Annotated in this window: 23 protein-coding genes and 2 pseudogenes; 4 read left to right on the top strand and 21 right to left on the bottom strand. The window is 54.2% G+C overall.

Features of this window, described 5'->3' with window-relative positions; translation table 11 throughout:
- Nucleotides 1–76: 76 nt before the first annotated feature.
- The 4 genes from SD71_RS25425 to SD71_RS04105 form a co-directional block, all read right to left on the bottom strand.
- On the bottom strand, nucleotides 77–205 hold the full coding sequence (locus SD71_RS25425) for a hypothetical protein (RefSeq protein WP_268747708.1): 129 nt from the start codon (nucleotides 203–205) through the stop codon (nucleotides 77–79).
- Nucleotides 206–497: 292 nt separating this feature from the next.
- Complete coding sequence (locus SD71_RS04115; RefSeq protein WP_041060071.1) at nucleotides 498–677, bottom strand: hypothetical protein; 180 nt, start codon at nucleotides 675–677, stop codon at nucleotides 498–500.
- Nucleotides 674–1,186, bottom strand: a complete 513-nt coding sequence (gene dtd / locus SD71_RS04110; RefSeq protein WP_082034029.1) for a D-aminoacyl-tRNA deacylase — start codon at nucleotides 1,184–1,186, stop codon at nucleotides 674–676. The genes SD71_RS04115 and dtd overlap by 4 nt, the downstream gene beginning before the upstream one ends.
- 27 nt (nucleotides 1,187–1,213) lie before the next feature.
- Nucleotides 1,214–3,406 (bottom strand): RelA/SpoT family protein, encoded by a 2,193-nt coding sequence (locus SD71_RS04105; protein WP_041060068.1) that lies wholly within the window; start codon nucleotides 3,404–3,406, stop codon nucleotides 1,214–1,216.
- A gap of 245 nt (nucleotides 3,407–3,651) precedes the next feature.
- Here SD71_RS04105 and uraA point away from each other — a divergent pair, with 245 nt between their 5' ends.
- On the top strand, nucleotides 3,652–4,941 hold the full coding sequence (uraA, locus tag SD71_RS04100) for a uracil permease (protein WP_041060064.1): 1,290 nt from the start codon (nucleotides 3,652–3,654) through the stop codon (nucleotides 4,939–4,941).
- Nucleotides 4,942–5,019: 78 nt separating this feature from the next.
- On the opposite strand, the gene SD71_RS04095 is transcribed toward uraA, so the two are convergent.
- The 7 genes and pseudogenes from SD71_RS04095 to SD71_RS04075 form a co-directional block, all read right to left on the bottom strand.
- Nucleotides 5,020–5,532 (bottom strand): adenine phosphoribosyltransferase, encoded by a 513-nt coding sequence (locus SD71_RS04095; protein WP_041060062.1) that lies wholly within the window; start codon nucleotides 5,530–5,532, stop codon nucleotides 5,020–5,022.
- 79 nt (nucleotides 5,533–5,611) lie between these two features.
- Entirely contained in the window at nucleotides 5,612–7,438 is a 1,827-nt protein-coding gene (locus tag SD71_RS21905; protein ID WP_161793329.1) for a single-stranded-DNA-specific exonuclease C-terminal domain-containing protein, read from the bottom strand.
- 73 nt (nucleotides 7,439–7,511) lie between these two features.
- Nucleotides 7,512–8,045: a DHH family phosphoesterase gene (locus SD71_RS21900; RefSeq protein WP_052475928.1), complete on the bottom strand. Its 534-nt coding sequence runs from the start codon at nucleotides 8,043–8,045 to the stop codon at nucleotides 7,512–7,514.
- 85 nt (nucleotides 8,046–8,130) lie between these two features.
- Complete coding sequence (locus SD71_RS04085; RefSeq protein ID WP_041060059.1) at nucleotides 8,131–9,069, bottom strand: cation diffusion facilitator family transporter; 939 nt, start codon at nucleotides 9,067–9,069, stop codon at nucleotides 8,131–8,133.
- A 25-nt stretch (nucleotides 9,070–9,094) separates the two neighbouring features.
- Nucleotides 9,095–9,999, bottom strand: a pseudogene (secF, locus tag SD71_RS22855) (protein translocase subunit SecF).
- Nucleotides 9,989–11,263 carry a protein translocase subunit SecD gene (gene secD / locus SD71_RS22850; protein ID WP_082034027.1) on the bottom strand — a complete coding sequence of 425 codons (1,275 nt, stop codon included), beginning with the start codon at nucleotides 11,261–11,263 and terminating at the stop codon, nucleotides 9,989–9,991. The pseudogene secF and the gene secD overlap by 11 nt, the downstream one beginning before the upstream one ends.
- A gap of 112 nt (nucleotides 11,264–11,375) precedes the next feature.
- The gene (locus SD71_RS04075; protein WP_041060458.1) at nucleotides 11,376–11,615 is read right to left on the bottom strand and encodes a post-transcriptional regulator; all 240 of its coding nucleotides are present in this window, start codon (nucleotides 11,613–11,615) and stop codon (nucleotides 11,376–11,378) included.
- 196 nt (nucleotides 11,616–11,811) lie between these two features.
- Here SD71_RS04075 and spoVB point away from each other — a divergent pair, with 196 nt between their 5' ends.
- Nucleotides 11,812–13,404, top strand: a complete 1,593-nt coding sequence (gene spoVB, locus SD71_RS04070) for a stage V sporulation protein B (protein WP_235426983.1) — start codon at nucleotides 11,812–11,814, stop codon at nucleotides 13,402–13,404.
- A gap of 2 nt (nucleotides 13,405–13,406) precedes the next feature.
- Here the strand turns inward: spoVB and SD71_RS04065 are convergent, their stop codons facing one another.
- A complete protein-coding gene (locus tag SD71_RS04065) occupies nucleotides 13,407–14,108 on the bottom strand; it encodes a DUF421 domain-containing protein (protein WP_041060055.1) in 702 nt (233 codons plus the stop codon).
- A 209-nt stretch (nucleotides 14,109–14,317) separates the two neighbouring features.
- Between SD71_RS04065 and SD71_RS04060 the strand changes: the two genes are divergently transcribed.
- Both SD71_RS04060 and SD71_RS04055 read left to right on the top strand, forming a co-directional pair.
- A complete protein-coding gene (locus tag SD71_RS04060; RefSeq protein ID WP_041060052.1) occupies nucleotides 14,318–14,716 on the top strand; it encodes a TIGR04086 family membrane protein in 399 nt (132 codons plus the stop codon).
- 73 nt (nucleotides 14,717–14,789) lie between these two features.
- The gene (locus tag SD71_RS04055; RefSeq protein WP_041060049.1) at nucleotides 14,790–15,602 is read left to right on the top strand and encodes a phosphatase PAP2 family protein; all 813 of its coding nucleotides are present in this window, start codon (nucleotides 14,790–14,792) and stop codon (nucleotides 15,600–15,602) included.
- Nucleotides 15,603–15,729: 127 nt separating this feature from the next.
- Here SD71_RS04055 and yajC read toward each other — a convergent pair whose 3' ends face one another.
- From yajC to SD71_RS23840, 9 genes and pseudogenes are all read right to left on the bottom strand, one after another.
- Nucleotides 15,730–16,047, bottom strand: a complete 318-nt coding sequence (yajC, locus tag SD71_RS04050) for a preprotein translocase subunit YajC (protein ID WP_041060046.1) — start codon at nucleotides 16,045–16,047, stop codon at nucleotides 15,730–15,732.
- Between the two features lie 17 nt (nucleotides 16,048–16,064).
- Complete coding sequence (gene tgt, locus SD71_RS04045) at nucleotides 16,065–17,198, bottom strand: tRNA guanosine(34) transglycosylase Tgt (RefSeq protein ID WP_041060043.1); 1,134 nt, start codon at nucleotides 17,196–17,198, stop codon at nucleotides 16,065–16,067.
- 19 nt (nucleotides 17,199–17,217) lie between these two features.
- The gene (gene queA, locus SD71_RS04040; protein ID WP_041060040.1) at nucleotides 17,218–18,279 is read right to left on the bottom strand and encodes a tRNA preQ1(34) S-adenosylmethionine ribosyltransferase-isomerase QueA; all 1,062 of its coding nucleotides are present in this window, start codon (nucleotides 18,277–18,279) and stop codon (nucleotides 17,218–17,220) included.
- Nucleotides 18,279–20,396, bottom strand: coding sequence for a SpoIID/LytB domain-containing protein (locus tag SD71_RS04035; protein WP_052475927.1), 2,118 nt, complete (start codon nucleotides 20,394–20,396; stop codon nucleotides 18,279–18,281). Before SD71_RS04035 ends, queA begins: the two co-directional genes overlap by 1 nt.
- A 21-nt stretch (nucleotides 20,397–20,417) precedes the next feature.
- A complete protein-coding gene (gene ruvB, locus SD71_RS04030; protein ID WP_041060037.1) occupies nucleotides 20,418–21,425 on the bottom strand; it encodes a Holliday junction branch migration DNA helicase RuvB in 1,008 nt (335 codons plus the stop codon).
- Between the two features lie 27 nt (nucleotides 21,426–21,452).
- Nucleotides 21,453–22,070 (bottom strand): Holliday junction branch migration protein RuvA, encoded by a 618-nt coding sequence (gene ruvA, locus SD71_RS04025; RefSeq protein WP_041060034.1) that lies wholly within the window; start codon nucleotides 22,068–22,070, stop codon nucleotides 21,453–21,455.
- Nucleotides 22,067–22,570, bottom strand: coding sequence for a crossover junction endodeoxyribonuclease RuvC (gene ruvC / locus SD71_RS04020; protein WP_041060031.1), 504 nt, complete (start codon nucleotides 22,568–22,570; stop codon nucleotides 22,067–22,069). The genes ruvA and ruvC overlap by 4 nt, the downstream gene beginning before the upstream one ends.
- Before the next feature lie 223 nt (nucleotides 22,571–22,793).
- Nucleotides 22,794–23,366: a BofC C-terminal domain-containing protein gene (locus SD71_RS04015; RefSeq protein ID WP_152619332.1), complete on the bottom strand. Its 573-nt coding sequence runs from the start codon at nucleotides 23,364–23,366 to the stop codon at nucleotides 22,794–22,796.
- A gap of 213 nt (nucleotides 23,367–23,579) precedes the next feature.
- Nucleotides 23,580–24,137 (bottom strand): annotated as a pseudogene (locus tag SD71_RS23840) (hypothetical protein); the annotation flags it as partial.

The raw sequence follows: 24,137 nt of genomic DNA, 5'->3' as shown, positions 1-24,137 counted from the left end.
CGTCCCCAACGATCGTTGTAAGATCGTCGGGGACGAGAGCGTGTCTGCTGTATGCTCCCGCGGTGCCACCCGTCATTCAAGCCGGATCAAGGCTGTTCCGGTCCGGAACAACGATGTTCAGCTTGCGCTTCATCCGGTTAACGCCCGGCTGCGCCGCAATACTAGTGAGCCCGCTGTCGACTATGCCGACCGGTGCCGTTCGCATCAGGTTCTCGGGGAGGTCTTTCGTCCGTTCGTCGCCGGAAAGCTTGCAGCCATAAGGCTTTCCTCTCTGGGGGCGCGGGTCCGGAGTACTCTGTCCCGTCTTCGAATCAAAGGCAAATTAGAATTGTTACTTATTGTATGCTTTTCCCTAAGTCATGTCAAGAAAATAGCCTGCCGGAAATCCCGGCAGGCCCATTCAATAATATATTGAAAAAAGGGGGTCATCTACATAGTAGTCTTTAAACTTTAAGGAACAATGAACAGCAGATTACAGTTTCATTACAAAGTATATACTAGCCCCGAACGCCCGGGGGATGCCGCCTGCCTTGGCCCGCGCCGGCGGTTCCGGTGCCGGATGGGTCAGCGAGCGCATTGCGGCCTCCATCTCCGAACGCCATTGCTTCGCGGCGATCCGGCAGCAAAACTTCCCGCATGAGCCGCTGCAGCTTTGCGTCCTTGCCCGTTTGTCTCATGTCGAACTTCCTTTCCTATCCAAAGAAGGCTTCGACATGTAGTGTTGCCATTCACCTAAGCTTTCAATCGCCGCGGTGTCCACGATTAACGTAACCGGACCGTCATTCACAATCGCGACGTCCATCATTGCGCCGAATCGCCCGGTTTGCACCTGCAGCCCTCTCGCACGCAATTGTTCATTAAAATGCTCATACAATCGCTCGGCGTGTTCCGGCCGGGCGGCGCCCATGAAATTGGGACGCCTTCCTTTGCGGCAGTCCCCGTATAAAGTAAACTGCGATACCGATAAGACAGCGCCGCCGGTCTCTTGTACGGAAAGATTCATTTTACCTTCGTTGTCTTCGAATATTCTGAGGCCCGACAGCTTGTCAGCCATCCAGACCGTATCTTTCTCGCCATCCTCTTGGCCGATGCCTACGAGCAGCATCAAGCCTGCGCCGATCTGCCCGGCGAGCTCACCGTTTACGGTAACGCGAGCTTCCGAAACCCGCTGTACGACAACCTTCAACGCTTCTCCACCATCCTTGCCGACGCGCTACTGCATCAATCGCTGAACCGAGAATATGTCTTTCACCCGCTTGATTTTCTCTACCACCGACTGAAGGTGCTCCTTATTGCGGATGAGAATGGTCATATGCATTATGGCCATCTTGTTCTTGTCCGAACGACCCGACACTGCAGCAATATGTGTCTTGCTCTCCGACACGGCTTGCAGCACTTCATTCAACAAACCGCGGCGGTCATGGCCCAGAATTTCGATTTCCACACTGTAGTTCGCTTCCCCGGCGTTCTCCCAATCGACCTCGATAACGCGGGCTGCTTCCTCCCCTTCTTCCCCGGCGGGAATGTTGGGGCAGTCCGTCCGGTGTACCGACACGCCGCGTCCCCGTGTAATATATCCGATGATGTCGTCACCGGGCACCGGATTGCAGCAGCGGGCAAAACGGACAAGTAAATTATCTACGCCTTTAATGCTTACGCCATGTGTCGGGCGTCTGCGTTCCGCGGCACCGGCACCGGATTTCATTTCCTTGACTTCCGTCGTCAATTGGATCTGCTGCGCTTCTTCGGCTTCCTTGCGCAGCTTCTCCGTAAGCTTCGTGCATACTTGCGCGGCGGTAATGCCTCCGAAACCGATGGCGGACATCATATCCTCAATGTCGGTAAAGGTGAATTTCCTGGCCGCCTCGAGCAGCTTCTCGTCCGTCATCCATTCGTGGGGTTCGAGACCGAGGCGCTTAAGCTCCCGCTCCAGCAGGTCCCGGCCTTTCTCCACACTTTCCTCGCGCTTCTCTTTCTTGAACCACTGCCTGATTTTGGTCCGCGTATGGGACGATTGCGCGATCTTCAGCCAATCCTGACTGGGTCCGTAGGAATGCTTGGATGTCAGAATTTCCACGATATCGCCGGTCTTCAGCTTGTGATCGAGCGGAACGATCCGTCCATTCACCTTAGCGCCGATGGTCCGGTTGCCGACCTCAGTGTGCACACGGTAAGCGAAATCAAGTGGAACCGAGCCCGCAGGAAGCTCGAACACCTCGCCTTTGGGCGTGAACACGAACACGAGATCCGTGAAAAAGTCCATTTTCAGAGATTCCATGAACTCCGCGGCGTCACGCGTCTCCTGCTGCAGCTCGATGATTTCGCGGAACCAGTTCATTTTATCGCCGAAGCTGCCCGGCGCGACCCCCGCCGCATTGCCATCCTTGTATGCCCAATGCGCAGCGATCCCGTACTCGCTGGTGCGGTGCATTTCCCATGTGCGGATCTGGACTTCGGTCGGTTCGCCCGTTGGGCCTACGATGGTCGTATGCAGCGACTGATACATGTTCGCTTTGGGCATGGCGATGTAGTCCTTGAAACGTCCCGGCATCGGCTTCCACAGCGTATGGATGATCCCGAGCGTCGCATAACAGTCTTTCACGTTATCGACCAATATGCGAATCGCAAGCAGATCATAGATTTCGTTAAATTGTTTGTTACGGGACATCATCTTCTTATAAACACTGTAAATATGCTTCGGCCGCCCGGAAATATCCCCTTGTATGCCCATTTCATCAAGCTTCTCGCGGATCCGGTCCATCAACTCGGAGATGTGCTGCTCCCGCTCCGTCCGCTTCTGCTTCATCAGGTGGGCGATACGGTAATATTGCTGCGGATTGAGGAAACGCAGGGCGATATCCTCCATCTCCCATTTGATCGCGCTAATCCCGAGCCGGTGGGCGATCGGGCAATAGATTTCCAGCGTTTCGTGAGCGATGCGCCGCTGGCTCTCTTCCGATTGGAATTTCAACGTGCGCATATTATGAAGACGATCCGCCAGCTTGATCAATATGACTCGAATGTCGTTGGCCATGGCCACGAACATTTTACGATAGTTTTCGTTTTGCTGCTCTTCCTTGGAACGGAACTGGATTCTCTCCAGCTTCGTCAAACCGTCGACAAGACCGGCGAGCGTTTCACCGAAACGTGCGCGGAGATCGTCCAAAGTCACTTTGGTATCCTCTACGACATCATGCAGAAGCGCTGCCATGACCGTAATAACGTCCATCTGCATGCTCATACAAATTTCGGCAACCGCTACCGGATGCAGAATGTAAGGTTCGCCTGATTTGCGCAACTGGCCGCGGTGTGCTTCCTCGGCATATTCATAGGCGTCCCGTATTTTTTGCAAATCCTGTTCTTTCATATAAGAGGACGCCTTTTCGAGCAACAGCTCCATGCCCATGCCAAATTCCTTTCCTCCAGCGCCCGGCGCCGGAAGTTTCCCCTGAAGTTATTCCTTCCATTATGCCTCTTTCCGGCAGGAAACGTCAACTAATGGTGCCTGGGACTCATTGTGGGGATTGCGAATGAGGTTATTTACGCAGCTAAATACTGTATAAAGAAATAGGAACAAATGGCTTGTCGAGTTTTCGCGAATCGGATACAATCGTGAACGGTCAGATTAACAATATACGGAGGAAAATGGACATGCGTCGAGAAATTGGGGTTCTAGAAAGGCCGCCCATCGGTCAGAGCCTTTTACTGAGCTTGCAGCACTTGTTTGCGATGTTTGGCGCTACGGTACTCGTTCCGACCTTGCTGGGTGTGGATCCGGCAATCTGTTTGCTCATGAACGGTATCGGCACGCTGCTCTACATCTGGATCTGCCGCGGCAAAATCCCCGCTTATTTAGGATCCAGCTTCGCTTTTATTACGCCGGCAGGCGCCGTCATTGCAGCGCACAGCAATCCTGCCGCAGGGTATGCGGCGGCATTGGGCGGCTTCATTGCGTCGGGTGTCGTATTTATGCTGGTCGCGCTTGTGATTCGTCTCGCGGGAACGAAATGGATCAACATCGTATTCCCGCCGGCGGCCATGGGGGCGATCGTTGCCGTCATCGGTCTGGAACTGATTCCGGTGGCAGCCGGAATGGCAGGATGGATCCCGGATGGATCCGAAGGGTGGACTCCCGACCCGAGACAAATTGCGCTCTCCACCATCACCTTGGCTGTTACGGTATTCGGATCGGTTCTGCTGCGCGGATTTCTCCGCATCATTCCGATTCTGATCGGCTTCGTCACCGGTTATGTGCTGGCATATGCTATGGGCATGGCCGAGTTCAGTTCCGTACAGAAGACAGCTTGGTTCGAGCTGCCTGCGTTTACGTTTCCGGTGTTCGAATGGGCCGCTCTTGCCGTAATCGTTCCCGCATCGCTCGTTGTCGTCGCCGAGCATATCAGCCACCTGGTCGTCACCGGCAACATTGTGGGCAAAGATTTGTCCAAGGACCCCGGCCTGCACCGCTCGATGCTCGGCAACGGAGTGTCCACCATATTGTCAGGCTTCGTGGGTTCAACGCCTAACACGACGTACGGCGAAAATATCGGAGTGCTGGCAATTACCCGTGTGTACTCGACTTTTGTGATCGGCGGCGCCGCAGTATTGGCTATTTTGCTATCCTTTTTCGGTAAATTCTCTGCCTTGATTACGAACATCCCGAAGCCTGTCATCGGCGGAGTATCTTTGCTGCTGTTCGGAGTGATCGCAGCCTCCGGACTTCGCATGCTGGTCGAATCGAAGGTGGATTACGGGAAGCCCGTCAATCTGCTGTTAACGACCGTCGTGCTTGTAACCGGATTAAGCGGTGTTCGTGTAGCTTTCGGAAGTTTTTCGCTATCCGGCATGGCTCTGGCTACCGTGGTCGCGATCGTGCTGAGCTTATTGTTCAAGCTCTTTGAAGTCATAGGCTGGTCTAACGACAAAGAAGAAGCGCATTAACTTCTATTGCCTTGCAATAATAAATGCCGGAATCCATTGCTGTTATGCAATGAATTCCGGCATTTTTGTTATGATCGGTCAGTAAGTCATCAAGGATACGACTTCGATTCCCGGAAGCTTCTCGCGGCCATTGAGGTAGCTTAACTCGATGAGGAACGCTGCGCCTACAATCTGTCCGCCAAGCTGCTGGATGAGATTGATGGTGGTCGCGATTGTGCCCCCTGTTGCCAGGAGATCGTCGGCGATCAATATTTTTTGCCCCGGTTGAATCGAGTCCTTATGTATAGAGAGACGATCTTTGCCGTATTCCAGATCATATGATGCCTCCACGGTTTCGCCCGGCAGCTTGCCGCTTTTACGAATGGGAATGAAGCCTTTGCCGAGCGACAGCGCCAGAGGAGCTCCGACGACAAATCCCCGAGCTTCAGGACCGGCGATCAAATCGATATCCATTGCGGACACCTGGTCCTTCAGCGTATCGATGGCCGCGCGGTAGGCTTTGGCGTCTTTCAGCAATGTCGTAATATCTTTAAAAAGAACGCCCGGCTGAGGAAAATCGGGGATTACCCGAATATAGTCTTTAAAATCCAAGTTTATCATGCTCCTTTGGTTGTCTTCCGAACAGCATTATACACTTTTCCCCATCTTCTGGCTAGGGTAACGGGGCGAGTCATCGGATGGAGCCGGTGTTCACAGTATGGCAGGCAGTGAGCCAATTATGCAGCTCCCGGGAAGACATTTTCGCGAGTGCGGACGCTTCGAACTGCGTTCGCGACCGACGGTAACGGGCCGACTCATCCAGTTCCTTGCGGGCGGGCTTAGCCTCGACTTTCCGCGTCACTCCTTGCACTGTAATAAAGCCGAGCTCAATGAAAACTTCCTCCATCATGCGAACGACCGCCAGCGGCCATCCGGCAGCGGAAGCCGTTGCCTGCAAGAAGCCGTTCGGACTGTCCAACCAGGTGCCCTGGTCACGAAATCTGGCGTATACTTCGGCAAAGTGGCTGCGCTCCGGGAACGCGGTATACGGTTCCTCCGCCTGCGGGCTGCCATGCTCGGAATATATATGAACGGTTTCTCCGCCGTATTCGGGATGCAGCCAATGTTTTAAAATAAGGACATTTTGTTCGTTATCGGGCAGCCCGATCAAAAATAACTCCCTCCAACCGCTCAGCGGTCGAGTCCGCTGCTGCGCGGAGGCCGTTTCCGATACGGTCGCTGCGTTTGCTCCGCCGGGAGCAAGCGGATAAATCGGGATTCCGGTATGACTCAGTCTGGATAAAGCTTCTTGATAGAGTTCTTGCGATGCGCATCCGATGATGCAGCCTTCGGTGCGATTCAGCAGGAGCTTCTCCAATGCCGGCCAAACCGCTTTTTCCGATCGTCTGTCGTGAATGAGCAATTGATCGGTCTTCCAATCCTGAAATACCAGCTGAGCCCGCCGCGTACCGTTCCATTCGTTCACGCCCAGCTCACCCAATAAATCGATGCTCAAGCCCGGCGTCAAGCGCTGACGGTGTTCTCCCATACCGAAGCCTAGCGCTTCGATCTTGCGTCCGTTCTGCTCCACGGTGAGCCGCAGATGTTTGTTTTCTTTACCCAGCGTTCGAGTTTCGCTGATTCGGACACCGGACAGAACAAAACGCGGAGTCGGATTGCCCTGGCCGAACGGCTCAAGTCGAGCCAGTTCTTCGTGAGCTGCAATCGTCAGATCCTCCAAACTGCAGCTTAGATCCGCGCGTTTCTTAGGCTGCCATTGCTCAGGGCTGAGCCGCTCCCCAGCCAGCTTATGGAGACCTTCCCTCAGCTGATCCACGCGATCCCGGGCAATGGTCAAGCCGGCCGCCGCTTGGTGGCCTCCGTAATGCTCCATTAAGCCGGCATATTCAGTGAGGGCCTCGTACAGATCGAACCCGTCGATCGAACGGGCGGATCCTTTGCAAAGACCGGTCGCCGGATCGCAAGCGAGAATGACGGCAGGCCGGTAATACCGCTCGACCAACTTGGAGGCGACCAGCCCGGCAATACCGGCGTTCCAGCCTTCTTCCGCGATCACGATTACATTGCGCATGCCTTCGGATGCGCAGCTGCTTTGCCATTTATCATCGGCCTCAATGAGTGTCTGTTCGACCAGCCTTTGCCGCTCGCCGTTAAGGCGGTCAAGCTCTATCGCCAGAAGCTCCGCTTCCTGCTCATTATCAGCCGAGAGCAGCTTTACTGCGCTGTCGGCATGCTCCAGGCGGCCTCCCGCGTTCAGCCGCGGAGCAAGTCCGAAGCCGATTCGTCCGCTGGTAAGCTGCTCTGGCTCCACCCCGCAAGCCTTGCATAGAGCACGGATGCCGGGAGATGGCCGGCGCCGCATCAGCTCCAAGCCCGCCCTTGCGATGATCCGATTCTCACCGGTGAGCGGCATCAGGTCGGCAATCGTTCCGATGGCCGCCAGATCGGCATACTCCAGAACCGGACGTCCCAAAAGCGCATGTCCGAGCTTAAACACAACCCCTGCTCCGCACAATCCTTTGAAAGGATAACGGCAATCCGGCTGCTTGGGATTTACAAGCGCAACCGCTTCAGGCAAAAACGTCCGGCGGTTCGTGATGATCCGTCACCACAACGTCTATTCCTCGCTCGGCGGCATAGGCAATCTGCTCCACAGCGCTGATTCCGTTGTCCACGGTGACGATCAGAGCGACTCCGGCTTCCGCAGCCAAATCGATCGCATGCCGGTTAAGCCCATAGCCCTCTTTGCTTCGATGGGGAATATAGGTATCGAAACGGGCGCCCAATTGCAGCAGCAGGCGGCTCATTAATGTCGTAGAGGTCACCCCGTCGGCGTCATAATCGCCATAGATGCGAATGTGCTCTCCATTCGTGACTGCGCGCGAGATGCGATCCACAGCCGAAGCCATACCTTTCATCAGAAAAGGATCCAGCAGCTGGTCTTCGCTGGGCTGCAGGAAAGCGCCGGTTTCCTCGACAGCCGACCATCCCCGGGATGCCAATACTCCCGCAGCCAGCCGGCTGACTTGCAGCTGATCCGCCAATTGCTGCACGATCCGCTCATCCGGTGCCGGGACGTCCCATCGATATTTGGATGCAATCACTTTGTTTCCTCCATCAACGACTTCTGTAATAGGTAAGACAAAATCCGCCGTCAAAAGCGGCGGATTCAGGTGTTCACCGGGAAGGTCACTGCAGCAGCGCAGACAACTCTTCATCGTGATGATTGCTTTTGTACGGATATCCGGGATCGTAAGGCTCCACCTTAACGTTCACGTCCGATACATGCAGGAACCGTTTCGTTAAGTGCCGCCTGATCCGCAGCGCGATATCATGGCCCTCGATCACCGAGATTCTCGGATTCACCCGAATGACCACGTCGAGTATGACATAATGTCCGTGCTCCCGCGCTTGCAGTCCGTCCACCGCGACAACCCCGTCGATTCGCTGAACGGCTTCCAGCAGCATCTGGTTGTCGGCTTGATCCAGTATGCGCCGCTCCGGATTTGCCACAACTCCGGCGGCAAGCCGGTAGCCCATCCGCAGGACGAACACCGCAATGACCAGTCCGGCCGCGGGATCAAGCACGTACAGGAACGGCATACCGAACGCCTCGCCTGCCGCAGCTCCCGAGGTGCCCACAAGAGCGGTGAGCGAAGAGAAAATATCGGAACGGTTATCCGCCGTGCGGTCACTGCGGATACCGACTCGGCTGTCCCGGCTGCGCTTGTATTTGAAGAGCCCTTCACGAAGTCCGATGCTTAACGCAATAGCGGCGACAGCTCCCCAGCCCGGGGCTTCGTCTGCACCATCGGCGACGGCCCGTACGGAGGAAATCCCGATCTCAAGTGAAGCAACGAGAAGGACTGCCGACAGCACAATGGTAATTGCAGCGGCGCCTTGTTCCCGGCTTGATGCGGCAGTCGGATAGGCTCCGGCTTTACGCATCCCAAGGTAAGAGGTGACCGAGCCCGCACAATCGGCAGCCGATTGACAGGCATCCGCCATCAAGGCTTTGCTGCCTGTAAGCCAACCGACAGTTCCTTTCATGACAAACAAACCGAGCAGCCCCCAGAAAGAAACCAAAGCGCCGCGTTCCGCAAATGCGGAGCGTCGTTCCATTGTCATAAGAGCCACCCCTTTTTCTGTAACGTTAAGGCGTAACCGGCGCTTTTACCGTTTTCTTAACCGGCTGCTTCTTCTTCAGGTACAGCCACAGCTGGCTTGCGATGAAGATCGAAGAATACGCACCGCTGATCAAACCGACGATCATGCGAGCGAGAACAACCGGATCGACTCGCTGCCGAATATGAATAAGCAGCCTGCAGCGAGCAGAACGGTGATTACCGTGTTCACGGACCGGTGCAGCGTCTGCCAGATGCTGTTGTTCACCAAAGCGTCCAAATCTGCGCCGGTTTTAATTTTGGTAAAACGCAGGTTTTCCCTGATTCTGTCGAAAATAACGACCGTATCGTTGATGGAGTAACCGATGATGGTCAAGACGGCCAGGATAAACGGCAGATTGACCTCCAGTTGAAAGATAGAGAATATGCAAATGACGAATAATGCATCGTACAAAAGCGCCGCGATGGCGGCAACCGCAAACCGCCATTCAAAGCGGATGCTTACATAGAGCATGATACCGAGACTTGCAACGGCGAGACCGATCAAGGCGTTGGTCTGCTGTTCCTTGGCGATGTCGACATCCACGATGTTCACTTCGAAGGATGCATCTTTATCGATCTGCGAGGTGAAGTTTGTCGTGAATTGCCTTTCCTGCTGTTCGGTTAAGGCCTGCTCGAAGCGAACGGTATCGCGGGTCTCCGAAGGGGTCAACCCATATCCGCCAAGATTCTGTTCATCGAGAAAGGATCTAAGCGTCTGTTCGGAAACCGGTTTGCTCGTTGAAATATCGATCGAAGTTCCGGAGCTGAAATCAATGCCGTAGTGCAAGCCCTTGGCTGCCAGCATGATCAGGCCGATCAACAGGATGGCGGCAGAGACGAGCAGAAACCGGCGGCTTGTGTGTACGAAATCGAATTTACCGTTAGAGCGCACTGATTTCACTCTCCTTCACACCATACTGGGTTGGTTTTTTGAATTTGCCGCTTTGGACGAGCAGCTGCAGTAAAAACCGCGGCAGGAATACGTTGGTGGCAATATTAACTACGATACTTGCTATCAGAACGATAGCAAAGCTCTTAACCATGCCATGTCCCATGAAATAGAGCACGGCGCCGGCAATAATCGTAGTGATGTGGGCATCGATGATCGTCCGGAAACTGTTCTTGGCACCTGCGCGAAGCGAAGACGAGATCGTCTTGCCGCTGCGAAGCTCGTCCCTGATTCGCTCAGCAGTAATGATATTCGAGTCGACGGCAATCCCGATCCCAAGCACGAACGCAGCTATACCCGGCAGCGTTAATGTGGCGTGCATCAGATAAAAGACGCCTAAAAGCAGCCACACAAACACAATTAAGCAAATGGTGGCGACGAACCCCGGTATGCGATAGAAATAGAGCATAAACAAAAGGATAAGTGCAGACGCCAGAATGCCTGCGAACAGTGTTTGATGCAGCGACTGTTGTCCCAATGTGGCGCCGACGCTTTGCGTATACTTCTCCGTCAGTTTTAACGGCAGAGCGCCCAAGTTGATGATATCCGCGAGATCTTGAGCTTCTTGGCGGGATTCTTGACCGGTTATTGTAGCGGTGCCGGTGGTTAACGGCTGCTGCACCACCGGAGCCGACAAAAGCTTGTCATCCAAAAAGATAGCGAGCTGCTTCCCCACCAAGCGCGTAGAAATCTCGGCGAATTTTTGTTTATCTTTCACCTTTATCGCTACCAAAGGCTGGTTCAAATCATTAAATTCGACTTTGGCCGCACCTTCGACGAAGTCATTTCCCAGCAATTCAGGTTTACAAAAAGACCCGTCCGCACAGCCTGTAGCGCTGCGGAATTGCAAGTCGGCGGGCTTCTTCATCAAGTCGCGGACTTTCTGGATCGCTTGATCTCTCTCCTGAGGAGTTTTGCCGGTATCTACGGCAATTCTGAGCCGAATTCGATCTTTGCCTTCCGTCGTAACTTCCGGCTCGGCGACACCGGTACGGTTTGCCCGGTCTTCAAGGCTCATCGCCGTTTTGTTCAAAGATTCCGGAGTCACGGTTCCGCCTTTGGTCAGCGGGTGCGCTTGATAAAGTATTTCAATACCGCCTTTTAAATCAAGACCGAGCTTCGTACCTTGCAGTAATCCGGGGGTGAAAAAGGCCATTACCCCGAATCCTATGACAACTACGAGCACGAAAGCCACCAATCGCTTCATCTCTGATGCTGTCCCCTTTCGATTCTCAATATTCCTATTATACCTAGCCGCCCAAAAAGAAGTCAAAAAGAAAGCCTTCCCCTAAGGAGAAGACTGTTTCCAATTGTTTAATTCAGCGGATCTCCCCGCGGTACATGCTCAAAGTGATGAAGTTCATGAACTGAGTAACCTTCAGGGACAAAATATCATTCACCACTTGATATAGTGGGGGTGTGCCTTTCTTATGGTATTTATCGCTGACACATTCCCACACGTCGGCTCCGGTCACCTGTTCATATCCGATCATGCGGAATTCCTCGGCTTTACTGAGGCAAAGCTGTTCGATCATTTCGTTCATTTCGGTTTCGGTCATTGCCTCCGAGCTGCTTAGCGATGGAGTAATGTCTTCGTTCTGTTCCACCCTCGTGTTCCCTCCCTGCCGTGACGAGTGCTTCCGAGTTCGCCTGCTCTATTATCATTCTATATTTAAGCCGAAATTCCTGCCGAAGTCATGAAGAAGGACAACCATTGCATACATATGAGAGCAAGAGTCACCAGGGAGAAGAGGGATGCCTTTGTCATTGCGCAAACAATCATTTATCCAAGGCGCCATGATTCTTCTAGCAGCCGGGATCTTGAACCGTCTGCTTGGATTTGTTCCCCGCATCGCGCTGCCGCGGATGATCGGCGCCGAGGGAGTAGGCCTTATTCAATTGGTATATCCGTTCACAATCGTTGTCCTTACGCTCATTGCCGGCGGAGTGCCGCTGGCTGTCGCCAAAATGGTGGCGGAAGCCGATACTCGAGGCGATCAAAAAGCGATTCGCAAAATATTGAATATCGCCCTCACTTTGTCGCTGGGCGTAAGTTTAGCGGCCGGGGCGGTGTGCCTGGCATTGGCGGAGTGGATCTCCTCCCAGATTATGACGGATGCCAGGGTGCATACCGCATTTTTGACGATGATACCGGTGCTTCCGCTGGTGGCAATTTCTTCGGTATGGCGGGGTTATTTTCAAGGCAAACAAAATATGATCCCTACGGCATTCTCCCAAACCGTGGAGACGATCGTGCGCATTTTGCTCACCCTCATGTTCGCGTGGATGTTTCTGCCTTTCGGCTTGGAGGCTGCAGCGGCGGGGGCCGTGCTCGGAATGGTTGCGGGGGAATTAGCCGGGCTGATGGTTCTCTGGATTCAAATAAAGCGTGATCACATACCGGCGAACAGCAAATCCGCAGACATCGCGATTGAAAAGACAGAGAGCAGGATGGAGCGAAATTATGTAAGACAGCTGCTGGGTACGGCTATCCCGGTGACGGGCAGCAAAATGATCGGATCCCTCTCTTATTTGCTGGAATCGATTCTGACTGCCAGAAGTCTGGCGATTGCCGGCATCGGCACAGCAGAGGCGACCGCTCAATACGGCGCCCTTCAGGGCATGGTCATCCCCTTGCTGCTGCTGCCGGGTGCGCTGACCTACTCGCTCGCCGTATCTCTCGTACCTTCGTTATCCGAAGCCGCTTCACGGGGAGATTGGACGACTATTCACAAAAGGCTGCATCAATCGATGAGGCTCGCCGTTATAACCGGAGCGCCGTTCGTCGTATTGATGGGATTGCTCGCCGCGCCGCTGTGTGCGCTTTTGTACGGTGACGATTCGATGGCCGGCATGCTGCAGTGGTTTGCGCCGATTGCGATTTTCCTGTATATGCAAGCGCCGCTGCAAGCCGCACTGCAAGCGTTGAATCGGCCCGGCACTGCGTTGTTTAATACATTCGCGGGGGCCGCCGTGAAGATCATCCTGATCGTGCAGCTGGCTACCGAACCGGAATTCGGCATACTCGGCGCCGTGATCGCTATCGGCGTTAATATCGTACTCGTCACGCTGTTAAATTGGATAAGCGTAGCCCGTCTCACCGGATTTCGCATGCACCCGCTGGACTTCCTTAAACTGAGTGCCGCGACGGCCATTATGAGCGCTGCCGCGATGTGGGTCTGGAACCGGCACTGGCTGCCGTTAAGCGTCCTGAATTTGGGGACGGCTTGTTTGTCAGCCACAATCATCTACTTGCTGCTGCTCATCTGGATGAACCTGATCGACCGCCATGACGCCGCACGCGTACCCATTATCGGCAGGCTGTTCCGGGTTACCGGCCGGACTTGACCTTACTTTTTATCCACATACAGCTTGCCTCTGTGATCCACACTGCAGAAAAAAACATGTTTAAAGTTATCTATGCCGTATTTCTGGAGCTCCGTTTTCAACCAGAATCGGGTCTTGCCCAATTTCTGAAGATTTTCATCCTGAACGTGGCCGTCAAGAATAAGCGAGAGCGGCAGCATTTCGTATCGAACCTTCGGATAAGCGTCCGGCTTGTCCGGATGAGCATCACGATTTCCGCGGCCGTCATCCTCGCCGGTTCTTCGTGGAATTACAGAAAGTTCTCCCGTGGATTCCAGAACGGCCAGCTCCACATCCTCTATGTTCGTTATTCTGTTCTGCCGCAAATGAGTCATCAAATCATTCAGATTGTATCTTTCTTTCCCCATGACCTTACGGTTGATATGTCCGTGCCGTATTATCACGGTCGGCGTGCCTTCAAACCACCTGCGAAAAAAATGGCTTTTCAATGTAATATACGCAATGCCAATCTGGATGAGGAGAAGGAGGGCGATCGGCGCTATTGCCATCCACACGGGCTTGGCGGGTTGTTCGATCACCATAGCGGCAATTTCCGCGATCATGATCGAGATGACCAGATCAAAAACGGACAGCTTGCCGATCTCGCGTTTGCCCATCAGCCTTAAGACGAGAAACACGAACACATACATACCCAGAGTCCGCAACAGTGTCGCTGCCACTTCCATGCTTTTCCCTCCATCCCGGCTTGGAAGCATTAATTTGCCGATCCTGAGTGCTTGCGCTTGTAGTGTCACCGCGTACCATGGAGCTCATACCCAACCCCGCCTGCGGAAAAATTGGCAATCCGCGCTGCACGGAGGCGCAGCCTGTACTAGCGTCTGCACCTTCGCCATAAGCTGATACAAACGGTTTATTAATAAAGGAGTGTTGTCCATTGAATCCTCTTTCACGCCTGCTCGGGTTTCGCATGGCTTCACCGGTAGCTTCGGGATTGTATTGGTCCGCAATATGGCTCGCGATCGGGGCAATTATCATTTCAATTCTGCTGATGGGCTCGTCGATCAGCGAGGCAGAGCTTCTTCCTTGGGTATTCGGCGTCCACGGTTTCTCCTCTCTGGCAGGAGGGTTCGTGTCTGCCCGCCGCTCCGGACGGCGGGGCTGGTACTTCGGAGCCGCGAACGGTTTGTTCTACACCTTGCTGATTTTAATAATCAGCTTCCTGGCAGCTGACGCAGCATGGACCGTGACCGTGCCCATCTTGCTGGCCGTAACCTGCTTTGCCGGAGCCTTCGGCGGAATGCTCGGAGTAAACACCGGCTCAAGAGGTAAGTGATGCGATAACCGCCCCCGTATGTGCTATAATAAGTCGGTGCTTTTATCAACCAGAGGGGTACGGGAGGCGCAAAATGGTTTTGTTCCATAGCATGTCCACTGTGTCGATCTGGACGATCATCACCGTCATCCTGCTGATCTGGTTTGGGACGGGGCGGCAGCCTTTCGTCACGGTGCGGATGTTCTTGCAATCGATGTTGTCGTCAAAAAAGTATCTGCTTGTTTTTGCGGGTATGCTGGCCATTCTGCTGCTCAACAAGCATGAGCTGAAGCTGGAGCAGTGGATCAGCGTATCGTATGACCTGACACCCGTTGTTACAGGCTGGGAAGGCAGTTGGGTCGTATGGCTGCAGACCGCTTTACACTCCGATATTCTGACGCTCGTATGCGCCTTTTTTTACTTGGTTGTTTTCCAATCCGTCATGATCGCCTCAGTCGGCATTTATACTTATCATCAGAACTTGAAGCTTTTTTACGCTTTTTGCGTGGCTCTGCTCCTGAATTATTTTATCGCTGTGCCTTTCTATCTTTTTGTACCGGTTAACGAAGTCTGGTTCGCACATTCGGACGTGAAATTTCTCATGCTTGACGCTTTCCCTGCCTTCGAACAGCAATACCGGGCTTTATCGGGGATCAACAACTGTTTCCCGAGCCTGCACACTTCGATTTCAGTGACCATGGCCGTTCTGGCGGGTCGATCCGGTATACGCAAATGGGCAGCCTTTACTTGGATTAACGCGATAATTATTATTTTCTCCATTTTCTATTTGGGAATTCACTGGTTCACGGATATGGTCGCAGGCCTCGTGCTGGGCACAGCTGCGGCAGCGATCGGGCTAAAAATCGGAGCTGGGGAGAGCGCTCTTCGCTCGAAAAGCCGCAATTAGAATCCGAATCGAAGCTTAAAACGAGAGAATCGTTCGGTTCATAACGAAGAAAAGCCCTCAGCTTCGGGTAAGCGGATACCGCTTGTCCGGGCTGAGGGCTTTGCATAATGCATAAAGGCACGAAATCTTATGCTTGGCTTTCTGTTGCGTCGCTGGTGCGCGCAGTCACGTTATTGATTGAACCGCGGTCAAAAGTGAGCTTCGTCGCATCGTTGACCTTCAACACCACGGTGTCGTCCGTAATCGTGTCGATGGTGCCGTGCAAACCTCCGATTGTGACCACTTTATCGCCTTTTTTCAAGGCATTCAACATGGAGCCGCGCTGACGCTGTTTCTTTTGCTGCGGACGAATCAGCAGAAAATAAAAAATGGCGAACATCAATACAAATGGAAGCAGTGTCATCCATAGACTGCTGCCGCCGTTACCCGTTGCCGCTAACCACATCTGTATTCCCCCCTTTCTCAAAATCCGCTTTCGTTCTCGGCCATGCCGTATTTCTCAAAGAATTGATCCCGGAAATCTGCCAGCCTGTCTTCCCGAATCGCCTGGCGCACCTCATGCATGAGGTTAACCAAAAAATGCAGGTTATGTATCGTGGTCAAGCGGAGACCGAACATTTCGTCCGCTTTCACGAGGTGGCGAATGTATGCGCGGGAGTAGCTGCGGCAGGCGTAACAAGAACATTCCGGGTCGAGAGGACCGAAATCACCGGTGTACTTCGCGTTGCGGACAACCATGCGGCCCTGACTGGTCATCAGCGTGCCGTTGCGTGCAATGCGCGTCGGCAGGACGCAATCGAACATATCGATGCCGCGAATGCTTCCCTCGATCAGGGCATCCGGCGATCCGACGCCCATCAAATACCTCGGCTTGCTGCCCGGCAGCAAAGGCACGGTCTCCTCCAACACTTCGTACATAAGCGCTTTGGGCTCGCCCACACTTAGTCCACCAATAGAATACCCCGGAAAATCCAGGGAAGTCAAATCCTTCGCACTTTTCTTACGCAAATCTTTGTGCATTCCGCCTTGCACAATTCCGAACAATGCCTGATCGCCCGGGCGCTGGTGAGCTCTCAGGCACCTTTCCGCCCAGCGGCTCGTGCGTTCCGTCGATTGTTTCACATATTCATAATCGGCCGGAAAAGGCGGGCATTCATCGAACGCCATCATGATATCGGCGCCCAATGCGTTCTGTACATGAGTGGCGCTTTCCGGAGTGAGCGACATTTTGTCGCCGTTAATATGCGAGCGGAACGCGACGCCTTCCTCGGTAATTTTGCGCATCTCGCTCAAGGAGAACACTTGAAAACCGCCGCTGTCCGTCAAAATCGGGCGATCCCAGTTCATGAACCGGTGCAGCCCGCCTGCTTCCTTCACCAGCTCATGGCCGGGGCGCAGAAACAAGTGGTATGTGTTGCTGAGTATGATTTGAGCACCCAAATCTTTCAGCTCTTCGGGGCTCATCCCCTTGACGGTTGCCTGGGTGCCGACCGGCATGAACGTCGGCGTGTCGATGACGCCATGCGGCGTATGCAGCCGGCCCAGCCGCGCACCGGTTTGCCGGCAGGTCTTGATTAACTCATAAGTAACAGCCATTCGTTTTGTCCTCTCTAAACTAGGTAATGAACATGGCGTCGCCGAAGCTGAAAAAGCGATATCTGCGCTCTATCGCTTCCCGGTAGGCGCCCAGCACAGCTTCCCGCCCCGCGAGGGCGCTGACCAGCATAACAAGAGTCGATTTCGGCAGGTGGAAATTCGTGAGCAGCGCGTTCACCATCGTGAATTCGTAGCCGGGATAAATGAAAATATCGGTCCATCCGCTGCACGCCTGCACCGGGCCGCCTTGGAAGCGTTGACCGATCGTCTCCAGCGTTCTTGCCGAGGTTGTGCCGACCGCCACGATTCTGCCGCTCCCGGCTTTGGCCTCGTTCAGCATTGACGCGCTTTCCTCGGATACCGAATACCATTCCGCATGCATGGCATGTTCTTCCAGATTGTCCACGGAAACGGGGCGAAAGGTGCCTAATCCAACGTGAAGGGTGATCGGACAAAGTTTTACGCCGGAATCTTGCAATTGCTGAAGAAAGTCGTCTGTAAAATGCAGTCCTGCGGTCGGAGCCGCCGCGGAGCCTTCATGCTTGGAATAAACGGTTTGATAGCGCTCGCGGTCCGGCAGTCGTTCCTTGATATACGGCGGGAGCGGCATCTGCCCGAGACGATCCAACAGCTCGTTAAAAATACCGTCATATTCGAAACGAAGGGTGCGCGCACCCATTTCGCCTTCTTCTTCGATCACCGCAGTAAGAGCGGCTTGATCGCCACTGGGTGCTTCATCGCCTTGCATACCGAACAGCAGCTTCGTCCCTTTGTGAATCTTCTTGCCGGGACGCACCAACGCCTCCCAGCGGTCCCCGTCCAGGTTTTTCAGCAGAAGAACTTCAGCCTTCGCGCCGGTTTCGGCTTTTACGCCGAACAGACGGGCGGGGAGCACTCTCGTGTCGTTCAACACGAGAGTGTCCCCCGGCTTCAAGTACTCCGCCAAATCCGTAAAAGAGCGATGCTCTACACTCCCTTCCTTTCGGTGAAGTACCAAAAGGCGCGAAGAGGTTCTTTCGGCAAGAGGTGCTTGAGCAATTAAAGACTCCGGTAACTCGAAGTCGAAATCAGAAACATTCATCAATCTGCATCCTTTTCGATCAAAACATTCTTATAATAGTATTTCAGTATCGATTGGTAGTCATACCCTTGTTCCGCCATTCCCCTTGCTCCCCATTGGGACATCCCGATCCCGTGGCCCCAGCCTTTGCCGGAAATTACGAATTCGGGTTTAGCGGTCGCAGCTCTCAGTTGACCGCTGCCGTCCAACACGAACAAGCTGCCGTCGCTGATGGTTCTGGCTTCGCCGGCAGCGCCTTGAATTTGCACCGAACCCGTCTGTTCCGCCAGCTGACGCTCTGTGCCGTCGGCATCTCTCACCGTGAGCCGGCCCGTTTCTTCAATGGAGAACAATGTGCTGCGTATACCGCCCAATGCGCTTCTGAAGTTGTCCGGATCCTCAATCGCAACCTTCACGCCGTTCGCTTGAAGTTCGATCGCGCGGCCGGACGGTCCTCTGCGAGATACCTCAAGAGTGTTGAGAGGCCCTGCGATCGGAGTCTTGGCTCTTTTATTCAGCGAAGCGAGCAATTCTTCCGCTGTCTTAGGAGCTTCAACCCAGCTGTACACCGTCACTTCCGGCACCTTACCCAAGGAAACCACTAATGTGCCTGCTGACAGGCGCGCCACCGCAGTGCTGTCCACAAGAGGCTTTGACCGCACGATAACGCCGTCTCCAGTCACTCGGAGCTGCGCGATGCCTGCCGCGTTTTTCTGCCCGCTGTCGGCGGCCAAGTCTTCGCGTACATAGCCGGTGTCTCCTGTCGAAGTAGCAACGCGGTACCACTGCATTTTACCGTTCTGCGGACCTGAATCCGGACTAATCGCCGCACTCGCCATTTTAGGATCGGGATTGCCCCACCCTTCTGCTGCATCCGCAGTAATGCCTCCTGCATTCGCAGAGAAGAGCGCGCTGATAATCCTGCCGTTAAAGGTTAACACTTCACCCTTCGTGCCGTTAACGCCCGCGGTTGAATTGGGATTCTCGGCTCCGATACCGTAATACGCCTGGCTTACCGTCGTATCCACGACGTTAGCGAGCTTGAACCCCATTCCACCGGCCAATGCGTACGAACGTGCCGCCACCGCTTGAGCTTTCTGAGCCTCGGGCGGCCAGCCGGAACTGACCTCCGTACCTACGACGGAGTACAAATATTGCTCGAGATCAACATCGTTAATAACCGCGAGCGACCCGGTCTCGGCGCTGATTTCCATACTGCCCCGGTATGTCCTCTTCGATCGCTCCGCAACATGAATGCCCGCTTCTCCCTCAGGATCAGCCCTGAGGATACCGTTTCCCGTGAGCGGAACGGCGTACAAGCTCACGGGTCTATTCGCCGAACCATAGTAAGTCATATCATTGCGGATAACGGCGTAAGGCTCGCTTGCCGCGGGCAGCCGCACATTGGCTCCGCTTGCCGCGGAAGCCGCTTGCTGCAGCGCTGCAGCGGAGGATGCGTCTTTCTCTTGACCTACCCGCACGACATAACTCATCACGTTGTTTTGCGGTTTGAGAGCGACAAAGGTATCCAGGCCGGCAGCTCCGATCAACTCCGCTGCCGCTTCAGCCTCCGCCCTGCCCGTGTATGGACCGGCTTCTACCGCCCAAGGACCGGCGACTTTTGGGGTTTGCAGACTTTGTACTCCTGCGGCGGCGCCGGCATTCGTCCATTTGGTCACAGCCGTGGCTGCGGCGCCGGCAGTGGGATACACACCCTCGGTAACCTGGTAAACCGTCTTGCCGGATTTGCTGAGCTTCGTAACGAATGCCGCTTGCGAAGACGCTTGAAGCTTCTTCAGAACGACCAGCGCTGCGTTCAATTCATACGTCTCCGCCACAATCGCCCGATAGCCGTCCAGAGAAAACCGGGCAGGTTGTCCGGCCGGAATGGAATCGGCGCTTAGCGAATTCTGCGAATCGCGCCAGGATAGGGCGAGCCCTCCCGACGATGACAAAGTCGCCGCAGCAGTAATGGCTTGGTATTTGGTTCCCAAATTCAGAAACAGAGCAACGCGGATCCGGTCCGGCACGTTAACCGCCGCATAAGAAGTGAGCGGCGCGGCGCCGGAAACAACGACAGCAAGTATAAGCACTAACATCATCAAACGGGAAACCGGGAACCTGGCTTTCTGGGTCATGGAATTCGCCTCCGTCATGTTTCATCCGTTGTATTCCGGTACAGGCAGCCCTAAGTGGCGATACGCGGAAGGGGTAACGACGCGCCCGCGCGGCGTCCTCTGCAAAAAACCGATTTGCATCAAATAGGGCTCATATACGTCTTCAATCGTCTGGCTTTCTTCGCCTATGGAAGCTGCAATCGTATCCAACCCGACCGGGCCGCCGCGATAGTTCTGTATCATCGAACGCAGCATCTTGTGGTCCACGCTGTCCAGTCCCATCGGATCCACCTGGATTCGTTCCAGTGCGCCATGTGCGATGTCATCGGTTATGATACCGTCTCCATTGACTTGAGCATGATCGCGCACCCGTTTCAGCAGCCTGTTCGCGATCCGGGGAGTACCTCTGGACCTCCTGGCAATCTCGCGCGACGCTTCCCCTACGACACCGACCCCGAAAAGCTCCGCATTCCGGCTGACAATGTAAGCCAGCTCATCCTCGGTATAAAATTCCAACCGGCTGACGACGCCGAACCGGTCTCTTAGCGGAGCCGAGAGAAGCCCGGCCCGTGTGGTAGCGCCGATCAACGTAAACTTCGGCAAATCCAGGCGGACGGACCGCGCACTCGGGCCCTTGCCGATAATGAAATCCAGCGCGAAATCTTCCATCGCCGGATAGAGTACTTCCTCGACGGTACGGTGAAGCCGATGGATCTCGTCGATGAACAGGACGTCGTTTTCCTGCAAATTCGTTAAAATTGCCGCCAAATCCCCGGGTCTCTCGATCGCAGGCCCGCTGGTGGTGCGAATATTGACGCCAAGCTCGTTGGCGATGATATTGGAGAGCGTTGTTTTGCCGAGACCTGGAGGGCCATACAGCAGCACATGATCTAACGGCTCCCGCCGCAGCTTCGCGGCTTCTATGTAAATCTTCAGATTTTCCTTCACTTGCGTTTGGCCGATGTATTCAGCCAAATAACGTGGGCGCAGGCTGTACTCCACCGTCTGGTCTTCCATCATCAAATGGGCGGTGACAATTCGGTCTTCCATCGTTCCGGCCCCCTCTCCCGCTTGCCGTTATCCCTGGAACAATTGCTGCAGTGCTTTCTTCATCAGTACGTCCGGCGCTTCATCATCTGCGACTTGATCCTTTAACACGTGCCAAGCCCGATCGAGCTCCGCATCCCTGTAACCAAGACCGGCCAGAGCTTCGCGAGCCGCCCCCCAGGCCGACCCGCTGTCGCTCACAATCGGGCCGTCCAGTTCCACGACTGCCGCCGCCGCCCAATTGCTGTCCACAGCCCCGAGCTTCTCTTTCAAGTCCAGAATCATTCTCTGCGCCGTTTTCTTGCCGATACCCGGAAGCTTCGTCAAGAAAGCAACGTTCTCTTGCCGGATGGCAGCGGCTACCGCTTCCGGACGTCCGCCTGCCAGCACACCAAGCGCAACCTTCGGTCCGATGCCGGATACCTCCAGCAGCTTGCGGAACAGAGTCTGTTCCTCCCGAGTGACAAAGCCGAATAGCTGAATGGCATCCTCACGCACATGATGATGTATGTACAGTTGAATCGGCTCTTCGTTTCTCGCCAAGGCGTAGGGATTCGGTGTAAAAACACGGTAACCGATGTCGCGCACATCCATCACCACATATTCGGGCTCACAATGAGCCACTCGTCCCCTCAAAAAATCGATCATGAATGAGTCACTCCGTTCAATCTATCATGCAGGACGGTAGAATGGGCGTGGCAGATCGCCACCGCAAGCGCATCGGCCACATCGTCCGGCTTCGGGACGGCGGTTAATTTGAGGAGCATTTTGACCATTTCCTGAATTTGCCGTTTCTCGGCGGCGCCGTAGCCCACGACCGCCTGTTTGACCTGCATCGGCGTATACTCGCCAATGGGCAGTCCCCGCTGAGCCGCAGCCAATATAAAAACACCGCGCGCTTGTCCGACGCTGAAGGCGTTCGTCACGTTCTTGTTGAAAAACAATTTCTCGACGGCCACAGTATCCGGCTTGTATTCGTCCAACAACTTGCATGAAGACTCATAGATCTGTTTAAGGCGTATTTCAGTAGGCGTACCGGCTTCCGTCTCAATGCATCCGTATTGCACCGGAGTGAGGCGATGTCCCGTTTTGTCGATAAACCCGAAGCCCATAATCGCGATTCCGGGATCGATACCCAAAACTCTCATGTCGGTGCCCCGCTCTCTCTAGCATTCTAGCTTCATTGATTATAGCAAATGTTACTGCCTATGAGAACAGAAGGAGAACACATTGCGCCCGGCCATCGCCGTAAGTTCGGCATGGGCGCTACTGCCGCAAGGAAGAACAAAGCAGCCGTTCGTGCAAAATAGTCCTTTGGTAGCAAAGAAAAAAGGCGCTCCGGCAGAGCGCCCTTACGCATTTTTCGTGCAATCAATGTTCATTTCCCTGTTCTTCCGTCTGAATCGCTTGCTGCGATTTAAACTTGGCGAAATCGCTGAATGTCGATATTACGCTGTTATATTCATCCCGATCCGAGACACGGATTCCATGAGCAAGCTCATGAAGCCTGTCCTCCGTCAAATTGGTTTCAAGCGTTTCAACATCGAGTTGAAAGAAGGTGCGTATTATATTTTCCTTGCCGGGCGGGCCGTCGAATAAAGCCAGATTGCCGTTCTCATCCATTCCGATGTAAGCCGTTTTACGGCATAACGGCGATAAATCGTCGACCGTCTCTTCGATCAGCAGCTGCCCTCGCGAGTCAAATGTGCCTTCCCATGTCCGGTGACTTTTAAGGAGATCGGCCGCTTGTGTCGTCGTGTGTGTGCCCAGTTTTCTCGTCTCTTCTCCGCACAGATAGGAACGGTGCAGCACGATTTCCACTTGCCCCTGCCATCGTCGGAGAGCCGTAAAAATTCGCTGCTTGCTGCTGTTGTTTTGCTCGGGGTCCGTACCGAGATTCTCCGACCACACAACCGACGACTCGTCCAATATAGAGGCAGTCACGGCCCGGAGGCAACCATTCGGTGAGCAGCCCAGGAACCGGCGAGAGAAGCTAGCACAAAGACTGCGGCCCCAATCCCGAGAGACCAGATGTGGCGGCGTTTACGTTTTAATCTCTTTTTGATTTCTCTAAGAATGCGAAAGCGAAACACCGGAATCCCTTCTCTTCCTTTTTTTCTATTGTTGCCTGGGAGTTCCGGTGTTATGCGCTTTAACTTACCATTTAATCCAAGGAAGATTTTGCTTCCGTATGACTTTATTTTTGCGGATCGATGCAGGTTTTGATTTCGGTTTTGCGTTTCTCTTTTTGGCCGGGGATGCCGACACCTTTGCTTTATCATTATTTTTATTTTCCTTGATTTCTTCGCTTTCAACGGCGCGGTCATCACAAGCGGCTAATGGCGGCATCGGAGGTATTCCGGGCATTGGAGGAATGCCTTGGATACCTTCGCCGCCATAAAATCCCGGCTGCGGGAAGTAGCCTGATGCCGGCGACAAGCCGTATGGCGATGCATACGGTGATAGCGTGGGCGGCATGAGATTAGGCCCGTAAGGATAAGGCGACGTCTCGTAAGGTGATACATTTGGAGCCGCGGGATACGGTGAAATGTCATAAGGCGAGACCATCGGCGGCGGCATCAAGTTTGGACCCATTTCGTAAGGCGAGACCATTGGCGGCATCATCATGTTGGGACCCATTTCGTAAGGCGACACCATTGTCGGCATCATCATACTGGGACCCATTTCGTAAGGCGAGACCATTGTAGGTGCCAT

This window comes from Cohnella kolymensis, assembly GCF_000829465.1.
Taxonomy (GTDB): domain Bacteria; phylum Bacillota; class Bacilli; order Paenibacillales; family Paenibacillaceae; genus Cohnella; species Cohnella kolymensis.
This window is presented reverse-complemented; position numbering and strand designations above follow the sequence as displayed.

What these genes read in the sequence shown, in the direction of transcription:
- SD71_RS25425 (WP_268747708.1), bottom strand. Translation starts at nt 205, where the DNA reads ATGCGAACGGCACCGGTCGGCATAGTCGACAGCGGGCTCACTAGTATT.
- SD71_RS04115 (WP_041060071.1), bottom strand. Translation starts at nt 677, where the DNA reads ATGAGACAAACGGGCAAGGACGCAAAGCTGCAGCGGCTCATGCGGGAA.
- SD71_RS04105 (WP_041060068.1), bottom strand. Translation starts at nt 3,406, where the DNA reads ATGGGCATGGAGCTGTTGCTCGAAAAGGCGTCCTCTTATATGAAAGAA.
- uraA (WP_041060064.1), top strand. Translation starts at nt 3,652, where the DNA reads ATGCGTCGAGAAATTGGGGTTCTAGAAAGGCCGCCCATCGGTCAGAGC.
- SD71_RS04085 (WP_041060059.1), bottom strand. Translation starts at nt 9,069, where the DNA reads ATGACAATGGAACGACGCTCCGCATTTGCGGAACGCGGCGCTTTGGTT.
- secD (WP_082034027.1), bottom strand. Translation starts at nt 11,263, where the DNA reads ATGAAGCGATTGGTGGCTTTCGTGCTCGTAGTTGTCATAGGATTCGGG.
- SD71_RS04075 (WP_041060458.1), bottom strand. Translation starts at nt 11,615, where the DNA reads ATGACCGAAACCGAAATGAACGAAATGATCGAACAGCTTTGCCTCAGT.
- spoVB (WP_235426983.1), top strand. Translation starts at nt 11,812, where the DNA reads ATGCCTTTGTCATTGCGCAAACAATCATTTATCCAAGGCGCCATGATT.
- SD71_RS04065 (WP_041060055.1), bottom strand. Translation starts at nt 14,108, where the DNA reads ATGGAAGTGGCAGCGACACTGTTGCGGACTCTGGGTATGTATGTGTTC.
- SD71_RS04055 (WP_041060049.1), top strand. Translation starts at nt 14,790, where the DNA reads ATGGTTTTGTTCCATAGCATGTCCACTGTGTCGATCTGGACGATCATC.
- yajC (WP_041060046.1), bottom strand. Translation starts at nt 16,047, where the DNA reads ATGTGGTTAGCGGCAACGGGTAACGGCGGCAGCAGTCTATGGATGACA.
- tgt (WP_041060043.1), bottom strand. Translation starts at nt 17,198, where the DNA reads ATGGCTGTTACTTATGAGTTAATCAAGACCTGCCGGCAAACCGGTGCG.
- queA (WP_041060040.1), bottom strand. Translation starts at nt 18,279, where the DNA reads ATGAATGTTTCTGATTTCGACTTCGAGTTACCGGAGTCTTTAATTGCT.
- SD71_RS04035 (WP_052475927.1), bottom strand. Translation starts at nt 20,396, where the DNA reads ATGACCCAGAAAGCCAGGTTCCCGGTTTCCCGTTTGATGATGTTAGTG.
- ruvB (WP_041060037.1), bottom strand. Translation starts at nt 21,425, where the DNA reads ATGGAAGACCGAATTGTCACCGCCCATTTGATGATGGAAGACCAGACG.
- ruvA (WP_041060034.1), bottom strand. Translation starts at nt 22,070, where the DNA reads ATGATCGATTTTTTGAGGGGACGAGTGGCTCATTGTGAGCCCGAATAT.
- ruvC (WP_041060031.1), bottom strand. Translation starts at nt 22,570, where the DNA reads ATGAGAGTTTTGGGTATCGATCCCGGAATCGCGATTATGGGCTTCGGG.